This is a genomic window from Limosilactobacillus reuteri subsp. porcinus (genome assembly GCF_036621895.1).
GTDB classification, from domain to species: domain Bacteria; phylum Bacillota; class Bacilli; order Lactobacillales; family Lactobacillaceae; genus Limosilactobacillus; species Limosilactobacillus reuteri_J.
This window is the reverse complement of sequence record NZ_LN887421.1, coordinates 25,620-52,486: the sequence shown is the minus strand read 5'-3', so window position 1 is coordinate 52,486 and position 26,867 is coordinate 25,620. Positions and strand designations below refer to the sequence as shown.

Below are 26,867 nucleotides of genomic sequence, written 5' to 3'. Positions count from 1 at the left end.
CGCTCCTCCTAAAGGTAAAACTCATCATTATATAGCTTGGCATCGAGTGCTTTGGTCATCATTTGGTAATTTATAATGACTTGTTCAAACAACATTTTGGCTAAAATTCCAGATGAATGAATCATTAAGCTAACTGAATCATAACCAAAGCGTAATTTTTGAGCACGGTGAATCTGCTCAAAAGCATCAATAAAGATAAAGATGAACCGGTACATTAGCATTGTTACTTCAATCATTACCCGTGGCAGATGCATTGCTTTTAGTACCTGCAAGATTTGGATAAACGGGGTTGTTAACGCAAACCAGTACGTACAAACGATTGCTGTCATACATTGCAATGCTACTTGCCCCGCTTTAGGCATCATTACTTTTGCCAATCCAAGATAAACATTCCCAAGTTTTATCGGTCCAATAAGCGTAGAGCGTTGAGAAGAAATAGTTACAACGATTCCAATAATACTTAAAACTACAAAAGGAATAATTGCATAAAACCAATTAATATAACGCTTAAATGCAACATTAGTTACGTAAATGGTGATACCTGCTACTGCAAATAAAACAATTACTTTAATCCATTGAATCGGTTGAAAAGCTAAAACCATTCCTACTAACCATAAAAAAGCTTTTAACTTTGGCGACCAATTAACAATTCGATTTTCATAAGCATATTTATCGATACTCAACATTAATAATTCACCAGCCTTTACTATTGGTTTGCAGTCTGTTTATTTTGTTGAGCTTTCTTCTTACCGTGAGCAGCCCCGATAAAATAACAAATAATTCCTGTCCCTAATGAACCTTGCACAGTAAACAGTAAACTTTCGATTTCTCCCGACGGTGGTGTCCAAACGGGGTGCGCCCATACTTTATAGCTTGGATCAAATTTCTTTATCTGTTCTGTTCCCTGGTCGTCACTCCCGCCATATTCTCCTTTAACAAAGATGAAAGGAATTAATACCAAAAGAATTACACAAATTGCTAGGATAATATTAGTTTTTGTTCGTTTTTTCATTGTAGGGCTGACTCCTTCCATAAATCGTTACTGATTACTAAGTTATAAACAATAACTGTGAGCAATCCTTCTGCTATTGCTAATGGGATTTGAGTAACAGCGTAAATACTTAGGAATTTGATTAGCGCTGCTGCTACTCCACCATTCGGATCAGGGAATACAATTGCTAATTGAAAAGCAGTAGTTACATACGTAGACCAGTCAGCAAACATTGCACAAAGAAATAGCGAAACTGAACGACTAACTTTCATTGCTCGACATAATTTCCAAACCGCATAACCAACAATTGGGCCAATAATTGTCATTGAAAATTCATTAGCACCAAGGGTTGTTATACCTCCGTGTGCTAATAATAATGCTTGGAACAATAGCACAATAACACCAAGAACTGACATTACTCCGGGGCCAAACAAAACTGTTCCTAGGCCAACTCCAGTAGGGTGCGAACAAGAACCAGTTACTGAAGGTAGTTTCAATGAGGATAAAACAAAGACAAACGCACCACAAAGGGCCAACATTACCTTGGCATTAGGAACACCAGAATTTACAATCTTGTACATTCGATAAAGACCGTAAATGAAGAATGGAAGTGATACCGCATACCAGAAAATACACCAGCGTGGCGGAAGCATCCCTTCCATAATGTGCATAGCATGGGCTGTAGCAGGATAAGCAAGGGTATAAACTAGTCCAATCATAAGAAAAGTAATAAACTTGCGATATTTTTTAATTACTTTTAACATTTTTATTTCCCTTCTTTAATAAAGCCGTAGAAAAATATGGAAGTTTATCATTAACTGAATAGTCAATTAATCGTTGCTTCTTTTGTTTTTTCATTGAGGCATTTTCAACAACAATCGTTTTACTCAATAAGTCACGCTGTTCCAATATTTTATAGACTTGAGCAAACCTAGTAGCAATTTTCATAATTACCACATTATTGTTAAGGTCGATTGCTTTTTCTAATTGTGTAATATCAGCAGTCGCTGGAATAATTTCAAGGCTTTCTTCATCTAACATTAGGGGTACAGAGAAACTTGCGGCAATTTGACTAAATGACGAGATTCCCGCAATCGTCTGAATATCAATCCGCTCCGCTAACATTTCGGCAATATAACTAAAAGTGCTATAAACAGATGGATCACCAAGGGTCAAAAAACCAACATTATTATCATTTTCAACATCCTTAGCAATCTCTTCAGCAATTTCTTGCCAGCTTTTTATCTTCTTTTCCCAATCATTAGTCATTGGAAAGTGTCGTCGTTTTATTTTTAAGTTCGCTGGTAAATACGATGCAGCAATATTTTCAGCTACACTTCTGCCACCCTTATGAGCTTGGGGAGCATACAAAATATCAAGTTTTTTTATTGTATTAACTGCTTTTACCGTTAAAAGTTCGCTATCCCCAGGACCAACTCCGATCCCATAAAAACTAGCCATTTTGACCACCTTCTCTAATAACCGTCTTTAGCTTTGTAATAAACATATTTTGAATCTCTGGGAATTCGCCTAATCCTTTCAATACAGGATGGGCAGTTATTCCATTCTCCTTTAAGATACTTTTCCATGACTTAGGATCATCCGAAGCCATATCATTATGAGCGTGATTTCCTGCAACCATCATTAATGGCTGTAAATAAGCCTTATTAATATGGGCATGACGAAGACGCTTAATTTCGTCATTAATATCTGGATAACTCTCCACTGCACCGACATAACTTTTGGAACCATATAACATATGATCTAAGCAAGCATAAGTTGTAAAAGCACTATGCGCGGTTCCGTGTCCCATCCATAAAACGGCTTTCCCAGATGGTAAATATTCACTTTGTTTCTGCAGGAATGCAACTAAGTGTTGAAAGTCTTCAAATGTCTCTAATAAAGGTGCTGTTACTTTAATCGTCAAAAACTTCTCTTTATAACGATTAACTGCGTCCCATACTAAGTTATATTCAATCCCCGGAATAACATGTAAAGATTGAACATATACTTCTGTGTAACCTTCATCACATAATTTTGATAATGCTGTATCAACATCATCAATTTGAATCCTCTCATTTTTTTCAATTCGTTGCCGAACGATCCTAGATGTAAATGCTCTGAAGACGTCATAGTCCGGAAATGCATCCCCAATCGCTTTTTCTGTTGCCCCGATTGTTTTTTGTCGTGTTTCTGGAAATGTTGTTCCAAAACTTACTGCTAAAATTGCTTTTTTAGTCATGTATAAATTCCTCCTTGACCTGAATAACAGTTTTCTTTATGTCTGGTGGACACATAATCACATGACCAAAGCCAGCTTGATTTGCAGCTTGTTGAACTTTTTCCCCCATTGTAAATGCTTTTAACATTGATATCTGGGATAGCTGTTCTTTACTTAATGAAGACAAAAAATCATTTATACTAGCAGTGCTTGGAAAGATGACTGCACTGAATTCCTCAAGGTCAAACGGTAATGCAAGCGACCGTTTATTTTTTCCATATAAGCTAAGAAAAGTCCCAATATTATACGTTGGTTTACTGCTACCAATCTCAATGGTTCTTTTCGCTGGTATATCTTGTGGTATGTCTTTTATTGCTAGGATTCCTGTTTTCTGTAATGCCTGAGCCACTCGATGATTACCGGCAATAATTTTTTTACCTATAAGTTGCCGAACATCAATTTCATTCTTTATTAATAGGGTAACAAATTGATGATAAGCAGGGACATCATCCACAATAATCGCATCATAGTCATCAACGGACGGAAGATTTACTTTTAATGGCTTGATTAAAGCACGCTGGTAAAAGTCAGCAGTTGCACCTAAATCTTCTAATACATTGAAAAGACGCTGATGTTCACTAAAGGGAATTAATAAATGCACACCAGTCAATGGTTTATTGATATTTAATTGCTTACTTAATCTAACAACTTCACCTACAACAATTAATGCTGGCGATGAAAGTTGATGTTGAGCAGCCAATTCATTGATGTTTTCCAAATTGCCAATAACCATCTTTTGTCGCCATTGAGTAGCCCACTGTATTATTGCTACAGATGTTTGCGATGACTTACCATGTTCGACTAGCTGTTGACAAATATTAGGGAGTTGTGCCATTCCCATCAAAAAGACGATTGTTCCTTCTTGGTGAGCAATATTTTCCCAGTCCAGTTGCTGACCATTCTTTTTATGATGACCAGTGATAATATGAAAGCTTGAAGCATAGTCACGGTGAGTTATGGGAATCCCTGCTGCAGCTAGCCCAGCAATTGCACTAGTAATCCCTGGAATAACTTCAAAATTAACACCAAACTGTTGTAATACCTGTGCCTCTTCACCACCCCGGCCAAAGACATAAGGATCTCCAGCTTTTAGTCGAACGACCTTTTTACCTTGCTTAGCGTAATCAACTAACATTTCATTGATTTTTGACTGCTTAACCTTATGATGTAGGGGTAATTTTCCAACATCGATCAATTCCGCCTCATTATTTGTAAATGCTAATAATGAAGGATCAATTAACCGGTCATACAAAACAACATCCGCTTCATTTAATCGCCGCTTGCCAATTAACGTTAATAATTCTGGATTACCCGGTCCAGCACCTAGAAGTGTTACTCTACCATTCATCGTTCTCCTCCAAGTACTTCTTCAATTCCTGTAAACTCGAAACCATATGTGGATAGTCTATTTGTGGCCGACGAATAATTATGCAGGGAATTCCTAACTGCTGGCAAGCAGCTATCTTTTCTTGAACCCCACCTTGGCGACCACTCTCTTTTGTCACCACAATTTTTGCATTAGCATGTTTAAATAATTCTATATTTAAGGCCATTGAAAACGGACCTTGAATGGCATCAATTTGTGAAGCGATGAACCCAGCATTAGTTAGTTTTTCCAGTACTTTAGCTGTCGGTAAAACGCGGACATGCAAACGATCAACTCCTAACTGCTCAGCATAAGTGGGGGCAGTTTTACTACCAGTTGACAAATATATTTTCCCTTTTACCTTCTTTAATATCTGACAAGCTTCTTCTAATGAATTAACCAGTTTAAGATTTGCATCTTTACTGTAATTATTTGGACGTTCAAATCTTAAATATGGAATCTTAAGTTTTTTCGCTTCATTAATTGCTAATTCTGAAATTACTCGGGCAAAGGGATGGGTTGCGTCTAAAATAAGTTTGATATGGTGATCACAACAAAATGAGGGGAAATTTTCAGTAGTGAAGGTAATTTTAATAACATTTTCCCCATGTTTCGCCGCTAACTCAGCCCCATAATCACTAATGACCGAGATAATGAATGGAACTTTTGCATCGCTTAATTTATCTGCTACCTCCAAGCTTTCAGTTGTGCCACCTAATAGTAAAATCATAGTGTATAACCTCGTGGAGTAATCATCCGTCCATCTTCAACATAAGTATTTTTGTTACCTACAATTACAATTGAAGTCATATTAATTTCTGTTTCATCAAGATCAGCAATCGTCGTTACTTTGTCGATTTCTTTTGGTCGTGCAACATCTTTCCCAATTCCAACAATTGTATCTGGTGACTTATATTTCAAGATAATGTCGAGGGCCTTTCGTAAATGGTGTGGACGACCCTTACTCCGTGGATTGTAGAGACAAATTACAAAATCCGCTTTAGCTGCAGCATCGACACGTTCGGTAATAACTTCCCATGGTGTCATCAAGTCGCTTAAACTGATATGACAAAAATCATTCATTAGTGGCGCACCTAAATGGGCAGCAGCTGCAATACTTGCTGTAACACCCGGAATCACTTTAATATCAACATGTTGATCCATTTTACCGGCAAGTTCCAAAATCAAACCAGCCATCCCATAGATTCCAGCATCCCCGCTAGAAATAATTGCAACATCTTTTCCGGTTGCGGCGATCTCAAGGGCTTTTTTACACCGTTCAATTTCGCCCCGCATCCCGGTAACAACAAGTTCTTTTCCATCGATCATATCCTCAATTAACCGCACATAAGTTGCATAACCGACAATTGTATGTGTCTTTTCGATTACTTCTCGTGCTTCTTCGGTCATCAATTCTTTTGATCCAGGTCCTAATCCAACTACATATAACATTTTCAATTCCTCCTAAACTTCATGTAAGCGGCTAAGCGCCAACGTAATTTCATGATTTGCATACCGTTGTGTTACATTCCGTTCTCCACTAGCATAATCAGCAGCAGCACACGCAACATTACCAACTCCCACTGTCTTTTTTACAAAAGCAGATTCTGGATAATTTTGACTAGCTTCTTGTAATTCTGCAGCTGGATAAAATTCAGCTGCAATTCCTAAAGTTGTTGCTAAATATTGAATTGCTCCTTCATGCCTTTTAATATCAATTGATGCTACTTTAACGAATGATTTCCACAACAATTGGTGTTGTTGGCAAAATTCTGTAAATGCTTGCTGCACCATTGCAATTGTGATATCCTTTCGGCACCCAATTCCTAAGACATTTACCCGGGGAACTACATGAATTACATCAGAACTTTTTGAAAAACCAGTATGATCTGAAACAATAATTAATGGCACTCCCGGTTCATGATCTTTAATCCTAGTTAGTACCTTAAATCCACTGAACTGGTTAATATATTGTGTTAAGTACGACTCAATAAAGAGTTCCACAACTTTTCCTTCTGCTAAACGACGATTGATCGCTTTTGTATTTTCTTTAAAGTTGGGATACCATCCATTGACCTTTTTAGCCAAAACATCCAATGATTGAACCTTTTCCGTATCAGTTGCGGTTGTAATTACTGGTTCTGATCTCATTAATCTAGCAATTAACCTTGTCCATTCATTAGCTCCACCGACATGCCCAGAAAGTAAACTAATAACATGCCGTGCTTTTTCGTCCATTACAACAACTGCTGGATCAACTGTTTTATCAATAATCACATCAGCCAATGCACGAACGACAATTCCTGTTGCCATAATGCAAACGATACAATCATATTTTTTAAAAAGATGGTGGATTGTTGCGGTAAAAGCACCTCGTGAATAATAATTTTCATCATCTCGAGCTAAGCGTTGGGGTAAAACAAGGTCTACCTTATATCCTTGTTTTTTTACCCGGCTTTTCAAACTTCTTGCCGTCGAAGCACCACCCTGGGTTAAAGCAATCACAGCAAGGTTTTTCATAATTACTTACTCTTTTTCCGGAACATTGTACTGAAGCTTGCATCATATAAATGAGAATAATTATATTCATCACCTAAGAACTTACCGACCATAATCAAGGCTGTTCGTCGAATGTCAGCATCATGCACCTTTTCAGCAATATCACTTAATGTTCCCCTAACGACCTTTTCATCTGGCCAAGTTGCCTTATAAATAACAGCAGCTGGCGTGTCTTCTGAGTATCCTCCCTCTTCTAATTGCGAAACAACTTTCTTAATGCCTTGAACAGATAAGAAAATCACCATTGAAGTTTGATGTTGAGCTAACGACTTTAAGGATTCCTTCTCTGGCACAGGTGTCCGTCCTGCCATCCGCGTAATGATTACACTTTGCGCTACTTCGGGAACCGTATATTCTACGCCCATGCTTGACGCGGCACCAAGGAATGAACTAACACCAGGAACGCATTGGTACTTAATATCCCGTTTCTTCATTTCTTCAATTTGCTCGCGAATCGAACCATAAATTGAGAAGTCACCAGTTTGTAACCGGACAACTGACTTTCCATCTTTTACTGCTTCCTCCATCCGGTCCACAATATCGTCTAGTGTCATTTTAGCGCTATCATATTTTTCGGCATCTGCTTTACAGTAATTTAATAGATCCTTATTAATTAACGATCCAGCATAGATTACAACATCAGCTGCTGCCAATAACTTGTATCCCTTTAACGTAATAAGATCTGTTTCACCCGGACCAGCTCCTACAAAACTAACAATTGCCATAATTAATCAATCCTTTCTATATTTTTAGCATTAACGATAATTGTTGGATTATTTGGTTTAAAGAAATGTCCTTTCCCTAATTGGTGCCAACGCAATACACCAACTTCAACCATTTCAATTTTCTTGAAGCCTGCTGCTGTTAATAGCTTTTCGACTTGCATTGCATTTTCAAACAAAATAAAGTTCAGGACTATTGTTCCGTTAACAGTTAAATGTGTGCTAGCAAACTTAATAATTCCATCTAATTGTGCTCCGCTACCACCAACAAAAATTGCATCATATTTCTGATTAGGAATATCTTGAGGGGCGATCCCTTTGATTAAGTTGATATTATGTAAGTTAAACTTATTAATATTTTGTTTGATAATGTCAATCCCCGCATCGTTCATTTCAATTGCTGTTACATTTAAATTTGGAAATTCGCGAGCTGCTTGAATACTGACACTACCTGTTCCAGCCCCAATATCGAGAAAGGTATTCTTATCACTAAGTTCCAACTTATCAATACTGATTGCTCGAACTTCTGATTTTGTCATCGGAACCTTATTTCTTAAAAATTCATCATCACGCATTTGTAATAACCACCACATTCATTTCATATTTTCGTTGCTCAATCGTTGTTTCATCGTATTGCGTTATTTTTTCATCTGGATAGCTTAGTCGTTCCCCAACATAAATTTTGCGGTGTAATCCCCGTTTTTTTATCTCTTGACCAATTTCAAAGGGGCCCAGCTGCTGATCAGTAACCATACCGACTTTAGAATGTTGTAATAAGAAGTCGAAATCAGGGATTCGCCCATGACTACTTGTCAAATAACAATCATTCATCGACAATTTCAAATGGTGAAACATGTACTGAATGGAACTAATTCCGGGAATAATTTTTATTTTTTGATTACGGATGTTGGCCGTTATCCAAGTTCCAATCCCATATAACAGTGGATCTCCCGATGCTAATAACACATTATTTTGGTCTGGATGTTCTTCAAAATAAGTCTTCAATGCTGCTAACCGTGGTAAAGCCATTTTCTTGTTGGCAGGAACTGCAGGAATTGTCATTAATTGCCGTTTTGAACCAATTACAACATCGGCTTTAGCCAAATATTTTGTCATCCCTTGTAAACGATAATTTTCATTACCAGGACCAATTCCTAATACCACTATCATTGCCACTCATCCTTAATCTCTTGTACTGGTTTACTTGCCGCTAAAAAGCCACTTTCCCGTGAAAAAATCACTGCATCGATTTCAACATGTGGCTCTCGGTGGGCTAAAAGTTTTTCTGTCCGCTTTTTAATTTTGTCAACAATAATTTGATAAACATCCTGATAGCCAGCTTGATTAATAAGCTTAATCATAGAAATAGTAGTTAAGCAGTTATTAATTTTTCGCAGAAATTCAGTCGGCACGCCACCCATTAATGCCAGATTTGCAACCATAACCTCTGCTCGTGCATCAGCATCTTTGCTATGAGTTGAGAAAATTCCCGCAGCAACTTTGATCATTTTGCCAAGATCACCAACGATTAAAACTTTATTGAACTTTAAGCGTTGTGTTTCATGGAGAACATAACCAACAAAGTTACTCATTTGGACGATCTTATCATCAGCAATTCCTAGCTCATCTTTAGCAAAGTCTTCACCATAATTTCCTGGTACTAAAACAATTGCTTTATCGCCTCGCTTACGATGAATATTCATTTCAATTGAAATTGAATGTTTCCAGCTGGATTCAGACATCGGAGTAACAACTCCACTGGTTCCTAGAATGGAAATTCCACCAACAATTCCAAGTCGCGGATTGTAGGTTAATTTAGCTATTTTTTCGCCCTCTGGTACAGAAATAACGATGTTTGCACCAAGATCAGGCCCTAACTCTTTTCGGGCCGCTTCTTTAATCACTCGCCGTGGTGTTGGGTTAATCGCTGGCATCCCCGGCTTATTCGCTAGTCCTTCTTTAGTTACACGTCCGACTCCTTTTCCACCGTCTAAATGAATTTCATTATCGGAACGTAAACTGACTGTGGCAAAGATAAGCGCTCCATCTGTTGCATCTTGATCATCACCACCATCTTTTTTTATGGCGCAACTGGCTGTTTTTTTATCGAAGTCAGTTTGCTCGACATCAAAGATTGCAACCTTTCCATTAGCGGCATGAACAGTAACCGTTTCTTGTGGTTCTTGATTCAGCAAAGTCCTGATAGCAGCTACAGTTGCCGCAGTAGCTGTAGTGCCAGTTGTAAAACCCTTTCGTAATTTTCGCCCGTTGTAATAAACAAAATTATCTTCAGCGTTATTATTTGGTGTGACGGCCATACTCATCACCTAAATTCTTAATATCCATGTTATACATCACCGCATTTATAAGGGCTGCAGCAAGATTACTTCCGCCTTTTCGACCGAGAGCAGCAATTGCGGGTATATCTGATTCATACAAAGCTTGCTTACTCTCAGCAGCTTCAACAAAACCAACCGGAACACCAATTACCGCAGCCACTTTAAGTTGTCCGTCATTAACAAGTTCAATGATTTCACAAAGGGCAGTTGGTGCATTTCCAACAATAAATATCTTTTCTCGTGGATCGTTAGCAGCAATTTCAACAGCCGCCATTGAACGGGTAATTCCCTTTTCTTGGGCTAATTGAATTACCCGCGGGTCCCGGATTAAACAATGATAATCAACACCTAATTTATCAAGGCGCCGTTTGTTAATTCCTGATAAAGCCATTGTGGTATCGGTATAGATAACCCCTTGATTTAATAGGACATGTTTTAATTTATTTAATACATCATGCGTAAATTTCAAATTTTTCAAATAATCAAAATCTGCTGTCGTATGAATTGCCCTTTTGATTACTGCTTCTTGTAATGGACTATCAAATTTATAATGCGGGTCAATTTTGTCGATCTCTTCTTGAATGATTTGAAAACTTCTGTCTGTTATTTTATGAGGTACTGTAATATAGCTTTCTTTTTCCATTTTCTTCACTTCCAAACTATTAAGAATCGTATAAGTTCAAATCCACATAATCCCAGGAATGATGTAAGGTATAACATTGTAATTGTTCTTTTTAAATGCCAATTTGCAGCAATTATAAGATGATCATTACCGATGTACGGTTTTTTAACTAATTCGCCAAAATAATAATGTGGACCACCTAATTGCAAATGTAAGGCGCCTGCAACAACTGCTTCACTAAAAGCACTATTGGGACTTAAATGCTTCTCACAATCACGTTCACCTACAGCAATTGCCTCCCGAGTGTCATCACGTAACAACCAACTGCTAATGATCAGTAATAACCATGTGATTCGTGCTGGAACATAATTTGCAATGTCATCAATTCGGGCAGATACCTCCCCAAAAGCGCGGAATTTTTCATTCTGATAACCAATCATCGAATCTAAAGTATTTATGGCTTTATACATTATTCCTAAAACTGGACCACCAATTACCAAAAAGAACAGTGGCGCGATTACACCATCACTAGTATTTTCAGCAACTGTTTCAATCGTTGCTTTTGTTACCTCTTCAGCACTTAATTGATTAGTATCACGTCCTACAATCATTCCCACCTGCTGGCGAGCTTTCTTCAAGTTATTTTGCTTAAGGCTCTTCATAATCTTCTCTGCTTCAATCGCTAGTTGACGAGCGGAAATACAGGTATAACTCAGGTAAGTTCCGACAATCATGTACAAATAATAGTTAACTGTTGTAACTTTCATGACAATATACGTAATTAATCCTGAGCCACCCACCGTTATTAACCAGGTTAATGCTCCGAGCCACTTTTTCTTTCTTGATGAATAATTGGGACGGTTGAAACACTTTTTTAGCCATGCAATTAAGTGCCCAATCAATTTAACTGGATGAGGCCATGAGTGAGGATCTCCAAGTAAGAGGTCCAGGAAAAATGCAAGCAAAACCATAATGAGAATGTTCATTGTAGATCAGCTCCTAAATTACTTAGAAATTGAGTAAACAACTTTGCATCTTGATAAAAATGGACATGTAAATAGCTTGCAAATGTCTTTCTAACCTGATATCCGCCTGACCAGGTATCAACGACTTGACCATCACGAACTTTCTTCATTATTAGAACCGGTTTTAATTGTTGATCTAACTGTTTAAACGTAGAATGATGGAATTCATGCCCAACTATTTTTTGATCTTTATTTCCTAACAAACAATTTATCTGCGGATAGGCCTCACAATAGCCAAATTTCTTAAGCCGTGGTGTCATCTCACTTACACCATTAAAGATCCCGACCATAGGAAAGTCATTTTCCCCTTGCTTTAATACCTTGCCGAGATACATTAGTCCGCCACACTCAGCATAAATTGGCTTATCTGCTAATGAAAACTCACGAATTTCTTGTTTTAAAGATTGGTTTGCTGCTAATTCTGAAGCAAATTCTTCGGGATAACCGCCACCGAAATATAAGGCATCCACCTTAGGCAAGTGCTGGTCATTAATGGGACTGAATGGTACTAGCTTCACACCAGTTTTTTTCAGCAATCGTAAATTGTCAGCATAGTAAAAATTGAATGCTTCATCCTTAGCAATCCCTAGGCGAAGGTTTACTCGCTGAATATCAAATGGATCCGCAAATATTTTAGGGGTTGGTGCGGCCAGCGAAAGTAGCTTATCTAGATTAACATGCTTCTTTACGCTTTCAGCAATTTTTGTTATTTTTCTGTCAACGTCTGGTAACTCATCATCAGGAACCAGCCCCAATTGGCGGGAAGGTAAACTCACTGTTACGTCATGGGGTAAATATCCTAAAACAGGAAGATTGAGATAACGATGAATTGCACCAGCAACCAGCTTGTAATGATTTTCACTCATCACATTGTTAACGATTACGCCTTTTATCGGTACTTTTTCATCAAAATCAATAAAACCCTTTAAGATTGCTGCCGCTGATGTTGATGTTGCTCTAGCATTAATAACTAAAATAACTGGGATATTTAATTGTTTGGCAATACTAGCCGTTGAATAAGCATCTTTATCCGTTCCTAAGCCATCATAAAGTCCCATCACACCTTCAACGATTCCTAAATCAATATTTTCCGTATCAGTGGTAAAAATATAGTTCAAAACTTGGGGATCAGGTACGAGATAGTTATCAAGGTTTCTGGTTGGCAGGTTAGTTATTCTTGTATGAAATTTTGTATCGATATAATCTGGACCAACTTTATATGACTGAATTTTATATTTTTTATTTAAAGCTTTTAAGATACCTAAAACAGCAGTAGTTTTCCCAGATCCACTTGTTACACCAGCAATTAGAAATTTTTTCATCCCGACTCACGTCCTAACACTTGTTTTAACGTCTTAACTAATAAAACATTATCCTGTGGTCCCTTAACAGCTACTCGGTAATATTGTGACCCCAGTCCAACATAATCATCACATTGGCGAATCAAAAGATGGTGCCTAATCATTTTTTCTCTTAATGTCAAATCATTACTTTTAAATAAAAAGAAGTTAGTAGCGCTTGGGAAAACTTTTATTTCAGATATTCCTTGTAGCGCCTGATATAATGCTGGTTGCTGAGTATTTAGCCAGTCATGCGTTAATCTAATATATTTCTTCGCTCTAAACATATTTTGACCAAAAACATCTGCAATTCCGTTTACTGACCAAGTATTTTCTTGAACTTTAAGTAACTTTTTCAATTTTTCATTTTTGGTAATGCAATATCCTAGCCTTAAACCTGGAATTGCAAAAAATTTAGTGGCTGCTCGGATAATGTAAACATTATCCTCAGGTTCAAGTTCATTAATAAAACTTTCTTGTTCATTAACTGTTAAGTCGATAAAAGCTTCATCTAAGATCAAAAGGCGGTGATGATGATTACAAAAATCAACTAATTTACGAAGATCCTTTGACGCTATTATTTGACCAGTAGGATTATTAGGACTTGCCAAACAAATAATTGTAATTTCACGATGTGCTTTTAGTTGTTCAATCATCGTTGGAATATCACATAAAAAATTATTTTCTTCGTGTAATTGATAATAATGAACTTTTATCCCAATACGACTAAAAAATCGTTCATATTCACCAAACGTAGGCGCTAAAACTAATGCATCTGTCGCTTTTTCAGCTTGAATTGTTTCATCTAATACTTCTGATGCCCCATTACCGACAAATACATCATCATTATTAACATGAAAATGATTAGCAATTGCTGTTTTCAATTCTGGATACTCTGGGTTGGGATAAACTTCAATATTAGCAAAAGATTGGACTAACACATTCCATAAATCTGATGGAAAACCCAGAGGATTAATATTTGCACTAAAATCTTTAACTTCTTCAATAGGAATATTCAGTTGAGTAGCAACTTGCTCAATATCTCCCCCGTGATGGATATTATTTTCCAAAAAAATCACCTACCAATTTAAAGAAACCGTTTTCTCTATTTTTCATCTATAAAACTACGATTTTCAGATCAATAGTTCAATACTTAACAACACATAAGACGAATAAGCATCATTAGTATTTGAAGAAGTAAAAAAAACATTAACCATCTTTTCTTGTGGTCAATGTTTTGGCATTTTTTTGTTATATTATTTGTATTTTTTTATAATTTTTCTTTTTAGTTAGTATTCAGTTCTTATAATAACAAGTTTTTTGTTGGATTTTAAAAAAACTAGTATTATTTAATAAATTCCCATGAAAGCGTTATTAAAGCCAGCCTTTTTAGGCTAAAATAAAACAAAAATAATTGAGAGGACGGATAAACGGTGAAGATTTATACAAGAAATGGCGACAAGGGACAAACTAGGATTATTGGTAAGCAAATCCTCTATAAAAGTGATCCACGGGTTGAAGCATACGGGGAAGTTGATGAATTAAATTCTTGGGTAGGCTATACAAAATCTTTAATTAATTCACATACTCAAGTATTAGCCGATGAATTAGAGGAAATTCAACAGTTATTATTTGATTGCGGACATGATTTAGCAACTCCAGTAGATGATGAACGTCATTCTTTTGCATTTAAACAAGAACAACCAACAGCTTGGCTAGAAGGAAAAATTGATAGTTATACCCAAACTGTTCCAGCAGTAAAGAAGTTTATTCTTCCTGGTGGGACGCAACTAGCATCTGCTCTTCATGTAGCACGGACTATTACGCGGCGTGCTGAACGTCAAATTGTTCAATTAATGCGAGAGGAACAAATCAACCAAGACGTGCTAATCTTTATTAATCGTCTTTCAGATTACTTTTTTGCAGCAGCTCGATATGCTAACTACTTAGAACAACAACCAGATGTGTTATATCGAAACAGTAAAGATGTTTTCCATTAAAAAAGAACCGAGATGAAAAAGTCTCGGTTCTTTTTATTTCTCAACAATATTATTAAATTGTGGACGAGTTTCAAGATAACTTTTGGCAAATGAACAATTAGCTTTTATCTTACTGTCAGCTCCTTCTACCAACCACATTAGTAAAGTCATAATTTCATTAGCTAATCCTTGACCACGATAATTTTTATTAACTTGAACCTCTTCAATTGCAATAACCTTATTTTTTAGATTTCTTAACTCAATTGTCGTAATTTTCTCGCCTTCATCATTTAGTAAAGCTAATTCTCCAGGTTGATAGCTAAACTTATAAGTCATATCGACACACGATTGATGTGATAAGCTGCTTTCATTGATAAATTGTTCAAAATCTTTAATATCATCTCGTAATCTTTCAGCTAATTTAGGATTATGATTATCACCATTTTTAAAAACTGATTGAACATTACCAATCGCAATCGTGCAATTCATTACTTTCATTCCCAGGTAACGGAGCACTTGATGAAGATGAGCATTAGCTATTATTCCGCCTTTTTCTCCTGCTGAATCAGTAATTGCCAAAACAGGCTTCCCTAGTAAATGTTGATTCGGTGAAGGGACGGAAAGAACATCTAGTGCATTCTTTAATCCCCCAGGCAGCGAATAATTGTATTCCTGCGTCACTATTAATAATGCATCCATGCTATCAACTGCTTTACGAAAAGCTTGCCATTCAACTGGCGTATTCTGATGCTCAAAGTCAGGATTATAAAATGGCAACATAGAATACTTTAGTTCCACAAATTGTAAGTTACTTGGTAATGAAGTAAAATACTCTGCAACTTTTCTACTATAGGATTTGGTACTTAAACTACCAATCAATACGCCAACCTTTGCCATTTTATCATCCCTTCTCTGCATTTACTTCGAGGCTGTTTTTACTAACTCTTTCGCAAACTCGTTCAAACGTTCTATATCTTCTTCATACGGTTCAAGATCAATCTTTACTTTCTCTGCGCCTGATGTGGCACCAGCTTTTTTAAAGGCATCATCAAAATGATCAACCGTCGTATTAAAATACTCACCATAAAATTTATCGCCAGAACCTGCAACACCATAGACTTTGCCAGTTAAATCTGTTGATTGTAGATCATCATAAAAATCAAGTCCTTCTTCTGGCATTGCCCCTTCATCATACGTATAAGCACAAACAACTAAAATGTCGGCCTTCATAAAATCCGCTACATCAGTTTGCGATATCTCAGACTCCGTAACTTTAACATTTAAATTAGTTAGACTATCACATACAATATTTGCTACTTCTTCATTATTACCAGTCATTGTGGCATAAACTACGTGTGCTGTTAGCATCTATAATTCCTCACTAATCTTTTAATATCTATGGCTATGTGTAACCGTTTTTATTATAATACAGATGAATAGTATATTTTTGTAGAATTGGGTGGAGGTATTTAATTATGAAACGAACTATGTTTATTGGAGCAATCGCATGTGGCAAAACAACTCTTACGCAACGGTTAGAGAACCAACAAATCAAATATAATAAAACACAAGCAATTGAATTCTCATCAAATATTATTGATACACCAGGTGAATATATGGAACACCACAATATGATGAGCACGTTGCGTGTAACCTCGGTGGATGCTGATATTGTTGTCTTATTGCAAAGCGCTGTTGATAAACGACTTGTTTTCCCAGCCGGTTTCTGTTCAATGTTTTCCAAACCTACTCTAGGGGTAATTACAAAGATTGACCTTGTAAAAGATCCCGCCGACATTGAATATTCCAAAAACCTTCTATTAAGTGCTGGGGTAAAAAAGGTAATTCCTGTTTCAGCAATTGAAAATATTAATATTGATAAGCTAGTCGCTGAACTTAATTAAAGATTCTAATAAGATGACTAATTAAATGACTATTCCAAATAATATATAAACCTGCTAAAATATAGACGATTTTGCTTCCATAATTACCATATTTTTCTAGTAAATACGCCACAGGTTTTACCGAAATAAATAGTTTTCCTAATAGAATTAATAGGACAGAACAAATTTCAAAAATTATTCCTACATATATAATCTGACTCCAGCTAAGATTAACCACCCATGGAATATAAACAGCAAGGTTATCCCCACCAAGGCTTAAGCAAAATAGAAGTAATGAGAAAAAGCCAGTATTAGTTGTCTTTTTTTCATCATCTTGTTCAAAGAGCGCTATAAAGATCAAGACAATGCCCATAAATCCTGTGATCCAATCGGGAAAAAGGAAAGCTAGTCCTTTTCCTAAAGCCACGCCCAAGATCCATAAAATAAAGGTTGCTGCTCCAAAGCCAAGAATTGGTAACCGGTAATTGTAGTTTCGCAAAAGAAATAATAATGCAATAAATGTATCGATATTAAGTCCTACAAATATTAAAAGAATTGCAATAAGGCTCATAACACCATCGTCCCTATAAATGGTCGATTATAATAACATATTCGTTGTTGCTTTAAGGCTGGATTCAATTGAATCTTACTAATACTTAGATTATTGGGATTTTTGAATGCCGTCCCATCAATATTTTCCAGGCATAATGAAATGATGTTCTTTATTATCCAACCATGTGTAATTATTAAAATACTTTTTTGCGGATATCTGTGAGATACATCTAATAAAAACGACCATATTCGCGTACGAGCATGTTCAAATGTCTCACCTTGATTTATCAAAATTGAATGTGGTCGCACATCATTTGTTTCAACATCAAAATACATCGAATACTGTTGTTTTAATTTACTAATATCTGCCCCATTCCATTTACCATAAGATATTTCTGCTAGACGTTCATCCACTCGGAGCTTAATATTAGTCGTCGCGCAAATGATCTCACTAGTTTTCACAGCTCGTTTTAATGGACTTGTATAAACATAATCGATTTGATTATTATCAAATATTTTTTGATAATTTGCTGCTTCCAGCATTCCCCGTTTAGTTAGGCTTGTTAACTCATCATTTAATGTACCCTGAATATAGTTCAATCGATTAGCATATGTTTCCCCGTGACGAATTAAAAAAAAGTTGTCATTCTTACCATCCACCCATAATAATTATGTATATTAAAGAGGCTATTCAATTTTAGCCTCTTTTTTAGCCATTATTATATCAATGACTTTTAAATTTTACTAAGCTTTAAACTCACTTTGTTAGATATAAGTACCTTAGTTGTTCAACCATTGAATTGCTAATTTGTAACACATCTTTTAAGTAAGAAGTCATTCCACCATATTTATTATTAATGAGAGAGATTGCTTGATCATAATAACACCTATTTGCCGTTGAAAGATCGTAAATTGAGTGAAGATAGTTATCACCCAAGTCATTCTTCACAGCATAGCGTAACCGTTCTTTTATCATTTTTGTTGATGCTTTATTAGTTAAAATATAATCTTGATAAATTATATCTGCTGGAACTTGTAGAAGATTTAATAAATAAATTGCTCCCAAACCAGTGCGGTCTTTCCCAGCAGAACAATGAAATAAAACACCACCCTGCGCTGAATGTAGACATAATTTTTTAATAAAAGTGTGAAATGCTTCTTGTGCTTTCTCGTCAGTAACAAATTGACAATATACTTCCATCATGCGATTAAGACCCGCTTGAGAATCCTTTGAAAAGCTTTTTCGTGCTTCGGTAACACTAATATTACTTTCAGTAAGATCGTTATCAAAGACTGGGATCCGGATATAATTCATGAATGATGTTAATTGGTCGGGATACAAAGCCACTTCGGAAGTTGAACGGAAGTCAATAATTGTTCTAATACCATATCCATAAAGCTTTCGTTGCTCAGCATGCGTAAAATAGGAGAGATGCGCAGAACGAACAAGATTATTCCATTTCAAACTCTTGCCATTAGTAGTTCTATAACCACCAAGATCCCGAAAATTAAAACCATTTTCAAATTCTAAGATTCGTTGATGATTCGCCATATTGCATCTCCCTCCTTTCTAAAAAGTGTATTCACCTACTACACGTTAAAGTAAATGAATACACTTCTAATACTATGTTCGTGTAATTTCAGGAACATCAAATCCCAGTAACGTTTGTAGTTTATCAACAACGTGACGTAAGGCCGACTCAACTTCGGAAACTTCTCCCACAATTACAACCGAACCACTAAAACGATCAATAAACCCTAATGTTACGTTGCTAGATTTCGTTGCAATATCACCAGCAATAATTGAGGCTTCACTAGGTGTTATTGTTAATATTCCTAGCGCATTTTTAGGGGTCTGAATTCCCAATTTTTCATAGATATCAGGTGTGGGATTAGCAACAATATGTGCCAATGTCACTTGTTTTCCAGGAACATATTCCTGAATTGTCCGTTTGATATCTTGCCTAGCCATAACACCATCCCCATCTTATTGTTGTTGAGTTACCTTCATTACATCACGAGCAATGATAATTTCTTCATTAGTTGGAATAACCGCTACTTTAACCTTACTATCTGCAGCTTCAATACTTAATTCATTATTTTTGTTCTTCTCTTCATCAATTTTGACTCCAAGATAATCAAGATTCTTACAAATTTGACTTCGAATATATGCCGCATGTTCACCAATACCGGCCGTAAACACTAAAGTATCTAAACCATCTAAATCAGTTGTATATGCACCGATGTATTGTTGAATTGAATGAACGAATACATCTAAGGCTAATTGTGCACGTTCATTGCCGTTTTTAGCTGCACTTTCAATTTCTCGTTCATCATTTGAGATACCTGAAAGTCCCTTCAATCCAGAATCTTCATTCATTATCCGGCGTATTTCATGAGAATCAATATTAAGTTTTTCCTCAAGAAATGGAATAATTTCTGGGTCAATATCACCACATCGTGTTCCCATTACAACACCAGCTAATGGGGTAAATCCCATTGAAGAGTTAACAGATTTACCATCCAAAATTGCGGAGATGCTTGAACCATTTCCTAGGTGACATGTAATCATCCGGCGAGTCTTTTCTTTGCCAAAAAGTTCGCGGGCTTTTTCAGAAACGTATTGATGAGAAGGAGCATGAAAACCGTAACGTCTGATTTGGTACTTCTCATAAAACTCATATGGTAAAGCATACATATAAGCTTTTTTAGGAATAGTATGATGGAACGAATTATCGAAAGTTACAACTTCTTTTGCATCAGGAAGAAATTTTTCAAATGCTTTAATTCCTGCTAAACCATTAGGATTATGCAATGGAGATAGCACTTTTAATTCATCAATTCGTTTTTCTACTTCTGGAGTGACTGCTACTGCATGAGTATAGTAGCTTCCACCATGTGAAATTCGGTGTCCTACACCATAAATTTCAGATTTATCCTTAACCACACCACTAGACATTAAAATATCAATAATCTGATCAATTGCCTCTGAGTGATTTTTTAGCGGAACTTGTCTAGTTTCACTCGTTTTGTCAGTTTTGTACGAAAGCTGGCTTGTAGAAGAACCAAGATTTTCAGCAGAGCCACTAATTAATAATTTTTCTTCTGGCATTAAATAAAGTTTAAACTTAATTGAAGAACTACCAGAATTAATTGCAAGTATTTTCTTAGACATCAAATCACTCCAAATAAACTAAATTAACGAATTACTGCTTCGTAAACCATCTTTAAATCATCATCCGAAGGAACTACTGGATTACCAGGGAATGTTGCATCTTTCTTTGCATTTGCAACAACAGTATCAGCTAATTCTTCAGCTTTAGCAGGATCAACACCGAATGCTTGAAGAGTCATCGGACAATTCATTTGACGTGCCATCTCCCGAATTTTAGCAATTAGTCGCTTTACCGAAAGACGATCGCCTACGCCAGGAGCAGCAATTCCAGCTTTCTTAGCAGCAATTGCAAACTTATGCAATGCTTCTTCACTGTGTTCAGCATTATATGCAACAACATATGGTAATAGCATTGTATTAGCCAAACCATGTGGGACATGGAAATTAGCTCCTAATTGGTGTGCAATTGAGTGGCAAATCCCTAATCCGGCAATATTAAATGCAGTTCCGGCAATATTTGATGCTTCATGAACAATCTTACGAGCATCTACATTATCGCCGTGACGATAACATTCAACTAAGTGTTTAGTAATCGCATCAATTGCTTCTTCTGATAATGCAACTGTAAATAAATTTGCATCCTTAGCAACTAAAGATTCAAGTGCATGGGTTAAAACATCCATTCCTGAATATGCAGTTACACTCTTAGGAGCAGTCATAACTAGTTTAGGATCTAGTAAAGCACAATCAGGTGTCAAATAATCTTCCAAAATAGGAATTTTACGATGTTCTTTTGTATCAGAAATAACCGCAGTATTCGTAACTTCTGAACCAGTACCACTTGTTGTTGGGATAGCAATATATTCATTGATCTTGCATTTACCTAACTTTTCGCCAAAGAAACGAATTCCTTTACCAGTATCCATGGCTGACCCACCACCGATGCCAATCACAATTGTTGGCTTAAGCTTAAGAAACTGTTGAACCCCTTCCATAATCTTATCTAGTGGTGGATCAGGGACAACATCAGAGAAGATTTCACACTTATTGCTATTATTAATGTGACTCTCAATTTCTTTTAAGGTATCGCTACCAGGTAAGAAAGAATCACAAACTAATAAAATACGTTCATTATTAAGTGTCTCCAGTTCTTTCAAACTATCTGTTCCCGAATAAATCCGGGTTGGCATACTATATTTTTCCATTGGAATTATGCCTCCCATTAATACCAGTTACGTACTGAGAATCCTTGTGGTGAGTTCAAACGAACCCGACGAGTAAATGTCCGTGCAGTACATGTTCCTTCACCAGTTGGTGTAGCAATTGTTAATGCTGAAGCACCTGAGTGAGCACCATTATCAGCAACACCAGTACCAACATAGGATGGACCATTGACAACAAAGATTGAACATTGCATACGATGAGCAGCATTGTTAATGTGCTTAAGGTTGTTGGAGTGAATAGTAGCCGTATGGTGGTTACCCTTTTCAACTTCTACAGCAGTTTTCAATACATCATCAAATGTTGGACAAGAAACAACTGGTAAGATTGGCATAAGCATTTCGGTCATTACCAATGGATGTTCCTTAGGGAGTTCACAAATAATTTCAACTGGATGACCTGTGTAAGGAATATTAGCTTGGTCTAGGATGTAAGTTGCGTCCTTACCAACGAATTTACGATCAGGAGTACCATTTTCTTGGATACACATATCAGCTAATTTATCGGCTTGTTCACGGTTAACTACAAAGGCACCTTCATCTTGCATCTTACGGATTAATTCATCTTTAATGCTGCTTTCTGCAACTACTTCCTTTTCAGCAGTACATAAAATATCATTATCAAATGAAGCAGACTTAATGATATTATGAGCAGCTAAATCAATATCAGCAGTAGCATCAACCATTGCAGGAGGATTACCAGGACCAGCACCAACCGCTTTCTTACCACTGGTCATTGCTTGATGAACAACAGCTGGGCCACCAGTTACTGCTAACATTGCAATGTCAGGGTGCTTCATCATTTGTTGAACAGATTCAATTGTTGGTGTTTCAATACTTACAACTAAATTATGAAGGCCTGTTGCATCAGCAATAAAGTCATTCATCTTTTCAATTGTCCAACGAGTAATATTCTTTGCACCAGGGTGAGCACCAAAGTAGAGAGTATTACCACCAGCAAGCATCATGATTGCATTAGCGATTACAGTTTCTGAAGGATTTGTACTTGGGCCAACTGCACCAATAACACCGTATGGTAACTGTTCATACATAACCATTCCACCGTCACCGTTTTCAACAACTGGTTCAAGGATCTCGGGACCAGGAGTGTTGTACAAGGCATTATTTAGCTTAGCAATTTTAGCCTCTACAGTTCCCATTCCTGTTTCTTCTTTAATATCCTTAGCCATCTTTTCGATATATGGACGGAATCCTTCCTTAATGGCATCAATTACTTGTTGACGAACAGCAATTGGCTTGTCACGATATACTTCTTGAGCAGCCTTGGCAGCAGCAATTGCATCATTGACATTAGTGAAAATTCCGCGATGACCATCATCAGTAGTAGCTGCAGCATTTGCGCTTGAAGAGCTGGCATTATCTAGTTCTTCGGCAAGAATTTTGCGTACAGCACTTTCAATATCATTAATCTGCATATTTACTTACTCTCCTTCAAAAATTCTGCAACAGCAGCTTCACAGATTGATTGATCTTCTTCAACCAATCCACCACTAACACCGATTGAACCGATAATTTCATCGTTAATCTTTAATGGAATACCACCGGCAAAAGATGCTAACTTACCATCAAGCATAGTTTCCATTTGGTATAATCCAGCACCTGGTTGGATATCCTTACTAATATCCTTAGTAGGTTCCTTCATTGCTAATGCTGACCATGCCTTCTTAGGAGCTAAAGTACAACTTACCAAGTTAGCATTTGGCATATGATAGCTCATTTGTAATACTTGATCAGCCTTCATAATGGCGATTGTTACACCAACACCCAATTCATTAGCACGAGCTACAGCCGCATCGATTACCTTTTCCATTTTGTGCCGATCAAATAGATTTTTAGAAGCATTATTATTGATTACGCTTTCAACAATCTTACTAATTTGTTCCTCGTTCATTCTTAACGCACATCCTTTTCTTCTTGATAACGTTTATAAATTTTTAATACGTCATCAGTTACACTATTTAATAAATCTTCATAGTCTTCATCACGCGCTACAATATATAAGAAATCCGATAAACGGTTAATATATCTTTCTAGCTCTGGACGAAATTTTACATTCTTTGATAGTCGTACAAATAGTCGTTCTGCTCGACGACAGATTGTTCGACAAACATGAAGTTGTGCACCCGCAGTACTTGAACCAGGTAAGATAAAACTATGAACAGGTGGCAGTTCCGATGTATATTTATCAATAACCTTTTCAAGTTTTCGAGTATCTTCATCGGTAATAATCTTACTTTTATCAGTAAAGTACTGCCGTTTCTCTGTCGCTATCTCACCTTGAAGGAAAAACATTTTATATTCGATCTCTTGTAAAAGTTTCTTATTACGTTCACTTTCACAGAACTTATCTGCCAAACTAATATTAGCGTTTAATTCATCAAAGGTTCCATAAGTTTCAACTCGTAATGAATCCTTAGGTACCCTTGTTCCATCGAATAAACTTGTTTCTCCCTTGTCACCACCTTTTGTGTAAATAGCCATTTTGATGCCTCCAATGCACACTACTTGTCAAAACGGTCAATTATTCCAACAATCGTACAGTCATTAACGTCCCTTACCTGGTCCTCATCGCGTTCTTTATCAGCACGTCTTGCACCGGCACCACGGACTATTAATACATTATCGCCAATTCCAGCATTTACTGTATCAGCGGCAACTTGTTCAAATCGAACTGGTTGTTGGTCCGAATTAATCTGTTGAACTATCATCAGCTTTTTTCCAACCAAGGATGGATCCTTTTGGGTTGCAACAACACTACCTACTACTCTCGCCATATACAATTTTCTTCAGTCCTAATCTTTATTTTAATTTTTTTATAATTACAGATATCAACTGCTTCATCTGTAATACGTTGTTTTTGATATCTAACAAGGATCGATTTATCTGGTTTAGCAGCGATCTCTCCTCTGGTAATAACCCGATTATAACTGGCAATCATTGGCGATTCGTTATTTACAACAAACAAAATCGGCCAGTCCAAAATCATCATCCGTGGAATGAAATTAACCATCTGTTCATTAATTAAAAAGTAAAACTTAACATCATAGCTAATTCCTTCTAATACCCATTTAACCCAGGTATTAGTCTTTTCCATTGAATATAAGTCCGTTATTAACTCAATCGAAACATCTTTTAGAATAACTTTTCCGTTTCTCAAAAAAATCTGTTCACTAGGTGGGGCAACTTGATGATTAAAAGTAACTTTCACACTTGTATGCTTTCGCTCTTCTAATCGTTGCATAACCTGTTGTACTAGGTTATCCATCTATTCACCCCCTTGGTAGTTTCTTAAAAAGTTAATTTTTCTTCTTAATAATAACTTTTCCGAAAGAATTATTGCCTAGTCCGACGTTAGCAGCATTGGCTTCATCAGTATCAATGTGCATTTCAAGAACAAAGTCTTCACGAGGACGAGCAACTACGTCATCAAAAATAGTTTTACGCCCCCCATCGCCGTCTACTTCAACCTGCATTGAATCTCCGAGTTTTACGCCAAAGCGCTTGGCATCTTCTAAACTCATGTGGATGTGTCGCTTTGCAACAATTACACCTTGGATTTCAATTTCTGCATATGGTGAGCGAACCTTAATAGAAGGAGTGCCATCAAGATCACCTGACATTCTAATCGGTGCATCAATTCCTAGTGTAAAGTTTTCAGAACGAGCAATTTCTACTTGTGAGTGTGAACGGAAAGGTCCCATTAGACGAACATGTTCAATGGTGCCCTTAGGTCCGACCAAATCAACTGTTTGCTTTGCAGCAAAGTCCGCATGTTGACGAAGTTTCTTTAGCATTTCAATCTTTTGACCAGGGAATAGCTTTTGAAAGTCTTCTTCCGTCAAATGTACATGGTGATTTGAAACACCAATTGGAACTAGGTTAGGATTAAGTGTTTCTCTAACAATCGTCCGGATAAGTGCTCTTAAATGTTCTTCATCCATACGTAATCTTCCTTTTTATTAAAATTTATTATTCAGCGTTTGAGTCTAAGCCACCTGGTAAAATCTTTTCAACTTCTTCATGTGGACGAGGAATTACGTAAGATGATACAACTTCACCGACACCTTCAGCAGCTTGTACACCCGCATCAACAGCAGCCTTTACGGCACCGACATCACCACGAATCATAACAGTTACCAATCCACTACCAATCTTTTCTTGACCAGTTAATGTTACGTTGGCAGCCTTTACCATTTGATCAGCAGCTTCAATAGATGCAACTAATCCTCGTGTTTCAATCATTCCTAAAGCGTTATTCATAATTATTTCCTCCTACTTTTTCTTTAAATCGTTGTAATGGATACATTTCTTATGTGGCTCTCCTAATTTCCGTGGGCATTTTGGATCTCCACACATATTGCATGTGACTTCATTGTCATCAGAGTTGGTATCTTGTTTATCATTAGACAATTCTGAATCTTCAACTTTTTCTTTCTCATCTAATGATTGCTCAGCTTGAACCCCAGATTCATCAGAATTTTCACTCTTCTTTACTTCCTCTTCTGTAGTTGAGGATGGTTTAGCAACCGCCCTCTTTTCAGCAATCTTTTCATTTTGCTTCTTTTCTGGATTTGGTTGTAATAAATCTGTTTTACCCAAGGAGTTCAACCCTGTTGCTGGACGACCTATTACCACTGATGTTACATATACATCAGGTAAATAGTCTTTTACAGCTTGAACTGCAACTGTTATCGCTGACAGTTCACCAGAAACTTGTAAGGTGACCCATCCATTACCTTTTGTATTTTGAATACTACTAAGTTCAACATCTGCAGTCTTTAGCATCCGGTCAGCAGCAACAATAGCGCCAGATAATCCATTACATTCTACATAGCCCAAAGACTTCATAATT

General features: G+C 36.7%; 35 protein-coding genes. 2 read left to right on the top strand and 33 right to left on the bottom strand.

The genetic code is table 11. The features are described 5' to 3' along the window. Positions 1-8 precede the first annotated feature (8 nt). The 17 genes from cbiQ to AACL61_RS06205 are packed head-to-tail and all read right to left on the bottom strand — an operon-like array spanning position 9 to position 14,324. Complete coding sequence (gene cbiQ / locus AACL61_RS06285) at positions 9-686, bottom strand: cobalt ECF transporter T component CbiQ (RefSeq protein WP_102816735.1); 678 nt, start codon at positions 684-686, stop codon at positions 9-11. 20 nt (positions 687-706) lie between these two features. Continuing rightward, entirely contained in the window at positions 707-1,012 is a 306-nt protein-coding gene (locus AACL61_RS06280) for an energy-coupling factor ABC transporter substrate-binding protein (RefSeq protein WP_099979807.1), read from the bottom strand. Next, a complete protein-coding gene (locus AACL61_RS06275) occupies positions 1,009-1,755 on the bottom strand; it encodes an energy-coupling factor ABC transporter permease (protein WP_102816736.1) in 747 nt (248 codons plus the stop codon). The genes AACL61_RS06280 and AACL61_RS06275 overlap by 4 nt, the downstream gene beginning before the upstream one ends. Then, a complete protein-coding gene (locus AACL61_RS06270; protein WP_102816737.1) occupies positions 1,739-2,452 on the bottom strand; it encodes a cobalt-factor II C(20)-methyltransferase in 714 nt (237 codons plus the stop codon). The genes AACL61_RS06275 and AACL61_RS06270 overlap by 17 nt, the downstream gene beginning before the upstream one ends. Further along, complete coding sequence (locus tag AACL61_RS06265) at positions 2,445-3,233, bottom strand: sirohydrochlorin cobaltochelatase (RefSeq protein ID WP_102816738.1); 789 nt, start codon at positions 3,231-3,233, stop codon at positions 2,445-2,447. The genes AACL61_RS06270 and AACL61_RS06265 overlap by 8 nt, the downstream gene beginning before the upstream one ends. After that, positions 3,226-4,620, bottom strand: a complete 1,395-nt coding sequence (gene cobA / locus AACL61_RS06260) for a uroporphyrinogen-III C-methyltransferase (RefSeq protein WP_339111137.1) — start codon at positions 4,618-4,620, stop codon at positions 3,226-3,228. Before cobA ends, AACL61_RS06265 begins: the two co-directional genes overlap by 8 nt. Further along, on the bottom strand, positions 4,610-5,368 hold the full coding sequence (gene cobK / locus AACL61_RS06255; protein WP_339111136.1) for a precorrin-6A reductase: 759 nt from the start codon (positions 5,366-5,368) through the stop codon (positions 4,610-4,612). Before cobK ends, cobA begins: the two co-directional genes overlap by 11 nt. After that, complete coding sequence (cobJ, locus tag AACL61_RS06250) at positions 5,365-6,090, bottom strand: precorrin-3B C(17)-methyltransferase (protein ID WP_102816741.1); 726 nt, start codon at positions 6,088-6,090, stop codon at positions 5,365-5,367. Before cobJ ends, cobK begins: the two co-directional genes overlap by 4 nt. Before the next feature lie 12 nt (positions 6,091-6,102). Continuing rightward, positions 6,103-7,158: a cobalt-precorrin 5A hydrolase gene (locus AACL61_RS06245; protein WP_102816742.1), complete on the bottom strand. Its 1,056-nt coding sequence runs from the start codon at positions 7,156-7,158 to the stop codon at positions 6,103-6,105. A gap of 2 nt (positions 7,159-7,160) precedes the next feature. After that, positions 7,161-7,922: a cobalt-precorrin-4 methyltransferase gene (locus tag AACL61_RS06240; RefSeq protein WP_102816743.1), complete on the bottom strand. Its 762-nt coding sequence runs from the start codon at positions 7,920-7,922 to the stop codon at positions 7,161-7,163. A 2-nt stretch (positions 7,923-7,924) separates the two neighbouring features. After that, on the bottom strand, positions 7,925-8,494 hold the full coding sequence (locus AACL61_RS06235) for a decarboxylating cobalt-precorrin-6B (C(15))-methyltransferase (protein WP_102816744.1): 570 nt from the start codon (positions 8,492-8,494) through the stop codon (positions 7,925-7,927). Then, positions 8,487-9,089 carry a cobalt-precorrin-7 (C(5))-methyltransferase gene (locus AACL61_RS06230; RefSeq protein WP_102816745.1) on the bottom strand — a complete coding sequence of 201 codons (603 nt, stop codon included), beginning with the start codon at positions 9,087-9,089 and terminating at the stop codon, positions 8,487-8,489. Before AACL61_RS06230 ends, AACL61_RS06235 begins: the two co-directional genes overlap by 8 nt. Then, positions 9,086-10,237, bottom strand: coding sequence for a cobalt-precorrin-5B (C(1))-methyltransferase CbiD (gene cbiD, locus AACL61_RS06225; RefSeq protein WP_102816746.1), 1,152 nt, complete (start codon positions 10,235-10,237; stop codon positions 9,086-9,088). Before cbiD ends, AACL61_RS06230 begins: the two co-directional genes overlap by 4 nt. Beyond that, a complete protein-coding gene (locus AACL61_RS06220; protein WP_102816747.1) occupies positions 10,218-10,901 on the bottom strand; it encodes a cobalt-precorrin-8 methylmutase in 684 nt (227 codons plus the stop codon). Before AACL61_RS06220 ends, cbiD begins: the two co-directional genes overlap by 20 nt. Before the next feature lie 5 nt (positions 10,902-10,906). Further along, a complete protein-coding gene (cbiB, locus tag AACL61_RS06215; RefSeq protein ID WP_339111135.1) occupies positions 10,907-11,866 on the bottom strand; it encodes an adenosylcobinamide-phosphate synthase CbiB in 960 nt (319 codons plus the stop codon). Then, positions 11,863-13,227, bottom strand: a complete 1,365-nt coding sequence (locus AACL61_RS06210; protein ID WP_102816749.1) for a cobyrinic acid a,c-diamide synthase CobB — start codon at positions 13,225-13,227, stop codon at positions 11,863-11,865. Before AACL61_RS06210 ends, cbiB begins: the two co-directional genes overlap by 4 nt. Further along, complete coding sequence (locus tag AACL61_RS06205) at positions 13,224-14,324, bottom strand: pyridoxal phosphate-dependent aminotransferase (protein ID WP_229276451.1); 1,101 nt, start codon at positions 14,322-14,324, stop codon at positions 13,224-13,226. Before AACL61_RS06205 ends, AACL61_RS06210 begins: the two co-directional genes overlap by 4 nt. A gap of 354 nt (positions 14,325-14,678) precedes the next feature. Here AACL61_RS06205 and AACL61_RS06200 point away from each other — a divergent pair, with 354 nt between their 5' ends. Further along, positions 14,679-15,245, top strand: coding sequence for a cob(I)yrinic acid a,c-diamide adenosyltransferase (locus AACL61_RS06200; RefSeq protein WP_102816751.1), 567 nt, complete (start codon positions 14,679-14,681; stop codon positions 15,243-15,245). A 33-nt stretch (positions 15,246-15,278) separates the two neighbouring features. Here the strand turns inward: AACL61_RS06200 and AACL61_RS06195 are convergent, their stop codons facing one another. Together AACL61_RS06195 and AACL61_RS06190 are read right to left on the bottom strand one after the other, a co-directional pair. Beyond that, complete coding sequence (locus tag AACL61_RS06195) at positions 15,279-16,121, bottom strand: GNAT family N-acetyltransferase (protein ID WP_102816752.1); 843 nt, start codon at positions 16,119-16,121, stop codon at positions 15,279-15,281. 21 nt (positions 16,122-16,142) lie between these two features. Beyond that, positions 16,143-16,592 carry a flavodoxin gene (locus AACL61_RS06190; protein WP_339111134.1) on the bottom strand — a complete coding sequence of 150 codons (450 nt, stop codon included), beginning with the start codon at positions 16,590-16,592 and terminating at the stop codon, positions 16,143-16,145. A 107-nt stretch (positions 16,593-16,699) separates the two neighbouring features. Here AACL61_RS06190 and AACL61_RS06185 point away from each other — a divergent pair, with 107 nt between their 5' ends. Then, positions 16,700-17,128 carry a EutP/PduV family microcompartment system protein gene (locus AACL61_RS06185; RefSeq protein ID WP_102816754.1) on the top strand — a complete coding sequence of 143 codons (429 nt, stop codon included), beginning with the start codon at positions 16,700-16,702 and terminating at the stop codon, positions 17,126-17,128. On the opposite strand, the gene AACL61_RS06180 is transcribed toward AACL61_RS06185, so the two are convergent. The 14 genes from AACL61_RS06180 to AACL61_RS06115 form a co-directional block, all read right to left on the bottom strand. After that, the gene (locus AACL61_RS06180; RefSeq protein WP_102816755.1) at positions 17,121-17,678 is read right to left on the bottom strand and encodes a cadmium resistance transporter; all 558 of its coding nucleotides are present in this window, start codon (positions 17,676-17,678) and stop codon (positions 17,121-17,123) included. The two genes, AACL61_RS06185 and AACL61_RS06180, sit on opposite strands and share 8 nt — an antisense overlap. Then, a complete protein-coding gene (locus AACL61_RS06175) occupies positions 17,675-18,319 on the bottom strand; it encodes a histidine phosphatase family protein (protein ID WP_102816756.1) in 645 nt (214 codons plus the stop codon). The genes AACL61_RS06180 and AACL61_RS06175 overlap by 4 nt, the downstream gene beginning before the upstream one ends. Before the next feature lie 97 nt (positions 18,320-18,416). Next, complete coding sequence (locus AACL61_RS06170) at positions 18,417-19,211, bottom strand: tyrosine-protein phosphatase (RefSeq protein WP_339111133.1); 795 nt, start codon at positions 19,209-19,211, stop codon at positions 18,417-18,419. Positions 19,212-19,283: 72 nt separating this feature from the next. Then, positions 19,284-19,631 carry a BMC domain-containing protein gene (locus tag AACL61_RS06165; protein ID WP_102816758.1) on the bottom strand — a complete coding sequence of 116 codons (348 nt, stop codon included), beginning with the start codon at positions 19,629-19,631 and terminating at the stop codon, positions 19,284-19,286. 15 nt (positions 19,632-19,646) lie between these two features. Beyond that, entirely contained in the window at positions 19,647-20,834 is a 1,188-nt protein-coding gene (locus tag AACL61_RS06160) for an acetate/propionate family kinase (protein ID WP_102816759.1), read from the bottom strand. Between the two features lie 23 nt (positions 20,835-20,857). Then, positions 20,858-21,979, bottom strand: a complete 1,122-nt coding sequence (locus tag AACL61_RS06155) for a 1-propanol dehydrogenase PduQ (protein ID WP_180977153.1) — start codon at positions 21,977-21,979, stop codon at positions 20,858-20,860. Between the two features lie 17 nt (positions 21,980-21,996). After that, on the bottom strand, positions 21,997-23,430 hold the full coding sequence (pduP, locus tag AACL61_RS06150; RefSeq protein ID WP_102816761.1) for a CoA-acylating propionaldehyde dehydrogenase PduP: 1,434 nt from the start codon (positions 23,428-23,430) through the stop codon (positions 21,997-21,999). Positions 23,431-23,432: 2 nt separating this feature from the next. Beyond that, on the bottom strand, positions 23,433-23,906 hold the full coding sequence (locus AACL61_RS06145; protein WP_102816762.1) for a GlcG/HbpS family heme-binding protein: 474 nt from the start codon (positions 23,904-23,906) through the stop codon (positions 23,433-23,435). A gap of 2 nt (positions 23,907-23,908) precedes the next feature. Further along, a complete protein-coding gene (locus AACL61_RS06140) occupies positions 23,909-24,496 on the bottom strand; it encodes a cob(I)yrinic acid a,c-diamide adenosyltransferase (RefSeq protein ID WP_102816763.1) in 588 nt (195 codons plus the stop codon). A 20-nt stretch (positions 24,497-24,516) separates the two neighbouring features. After that, positions 24,517-24,795, bottom strand: a complete 279-nt coding sequence (locus tag AACL61_RS06135; protein ID WP_012390621.1) for a EutN/CcmL family microcompartment protein — start codon at positions 24,793-24,795, stop codon at positions 24,517-24,519. Further along, on the bottom strand, positions 24,777-25,280 hold the full coding sequence (gene pduM / locus AACL61_RS06130) for a PduM family microcompartment protein (RefSeq protein ID WP_102816764.1): 504 nt from the start codon (positions 25,278-25,280) through the stop codon (positions 24,777-24,779). The genes AACL61_RS06135 and pduM overlap by 19 nt, the downstream gene beginning before the upstream one ends. Positions 25,281-25,311: 31 nt before the next feature. Then, positions 25,312-25,956: a phosphate propanoyltransferase gene (locus tag AACL61_RS06125; protein ID WP_102816765.1), complete on the bottom strand. Its 645-nt coding sequence runs from the start codon at positions 25,954-25,956 to the stop codon at positions 25,312-25,314. 28 nt (positions 25,957-25,984) lie between these two features. Further along, entirely contained in the window at positions 25,985-26,275 is a 291-nt protein-coding gene (locus tag AACL61_RS06120; protein ID WP_102816766.1) for a BMC domain-containing protein, read from the bottom strand. A 12-nt stretch (positions 26,276-26,287) separates the two neighbouring features. Beyond that, entirely contained in the window at positions 26,288-26,863 is a 576-nt protein-coding gene (locus tag AACL61_RS06115; RefSeq protein ID WP_102816767.1) for a BMC domain-containing protein, read from the bottom strand. Positions 26,864-26,867: the final 4 nt, after the last annotated feature.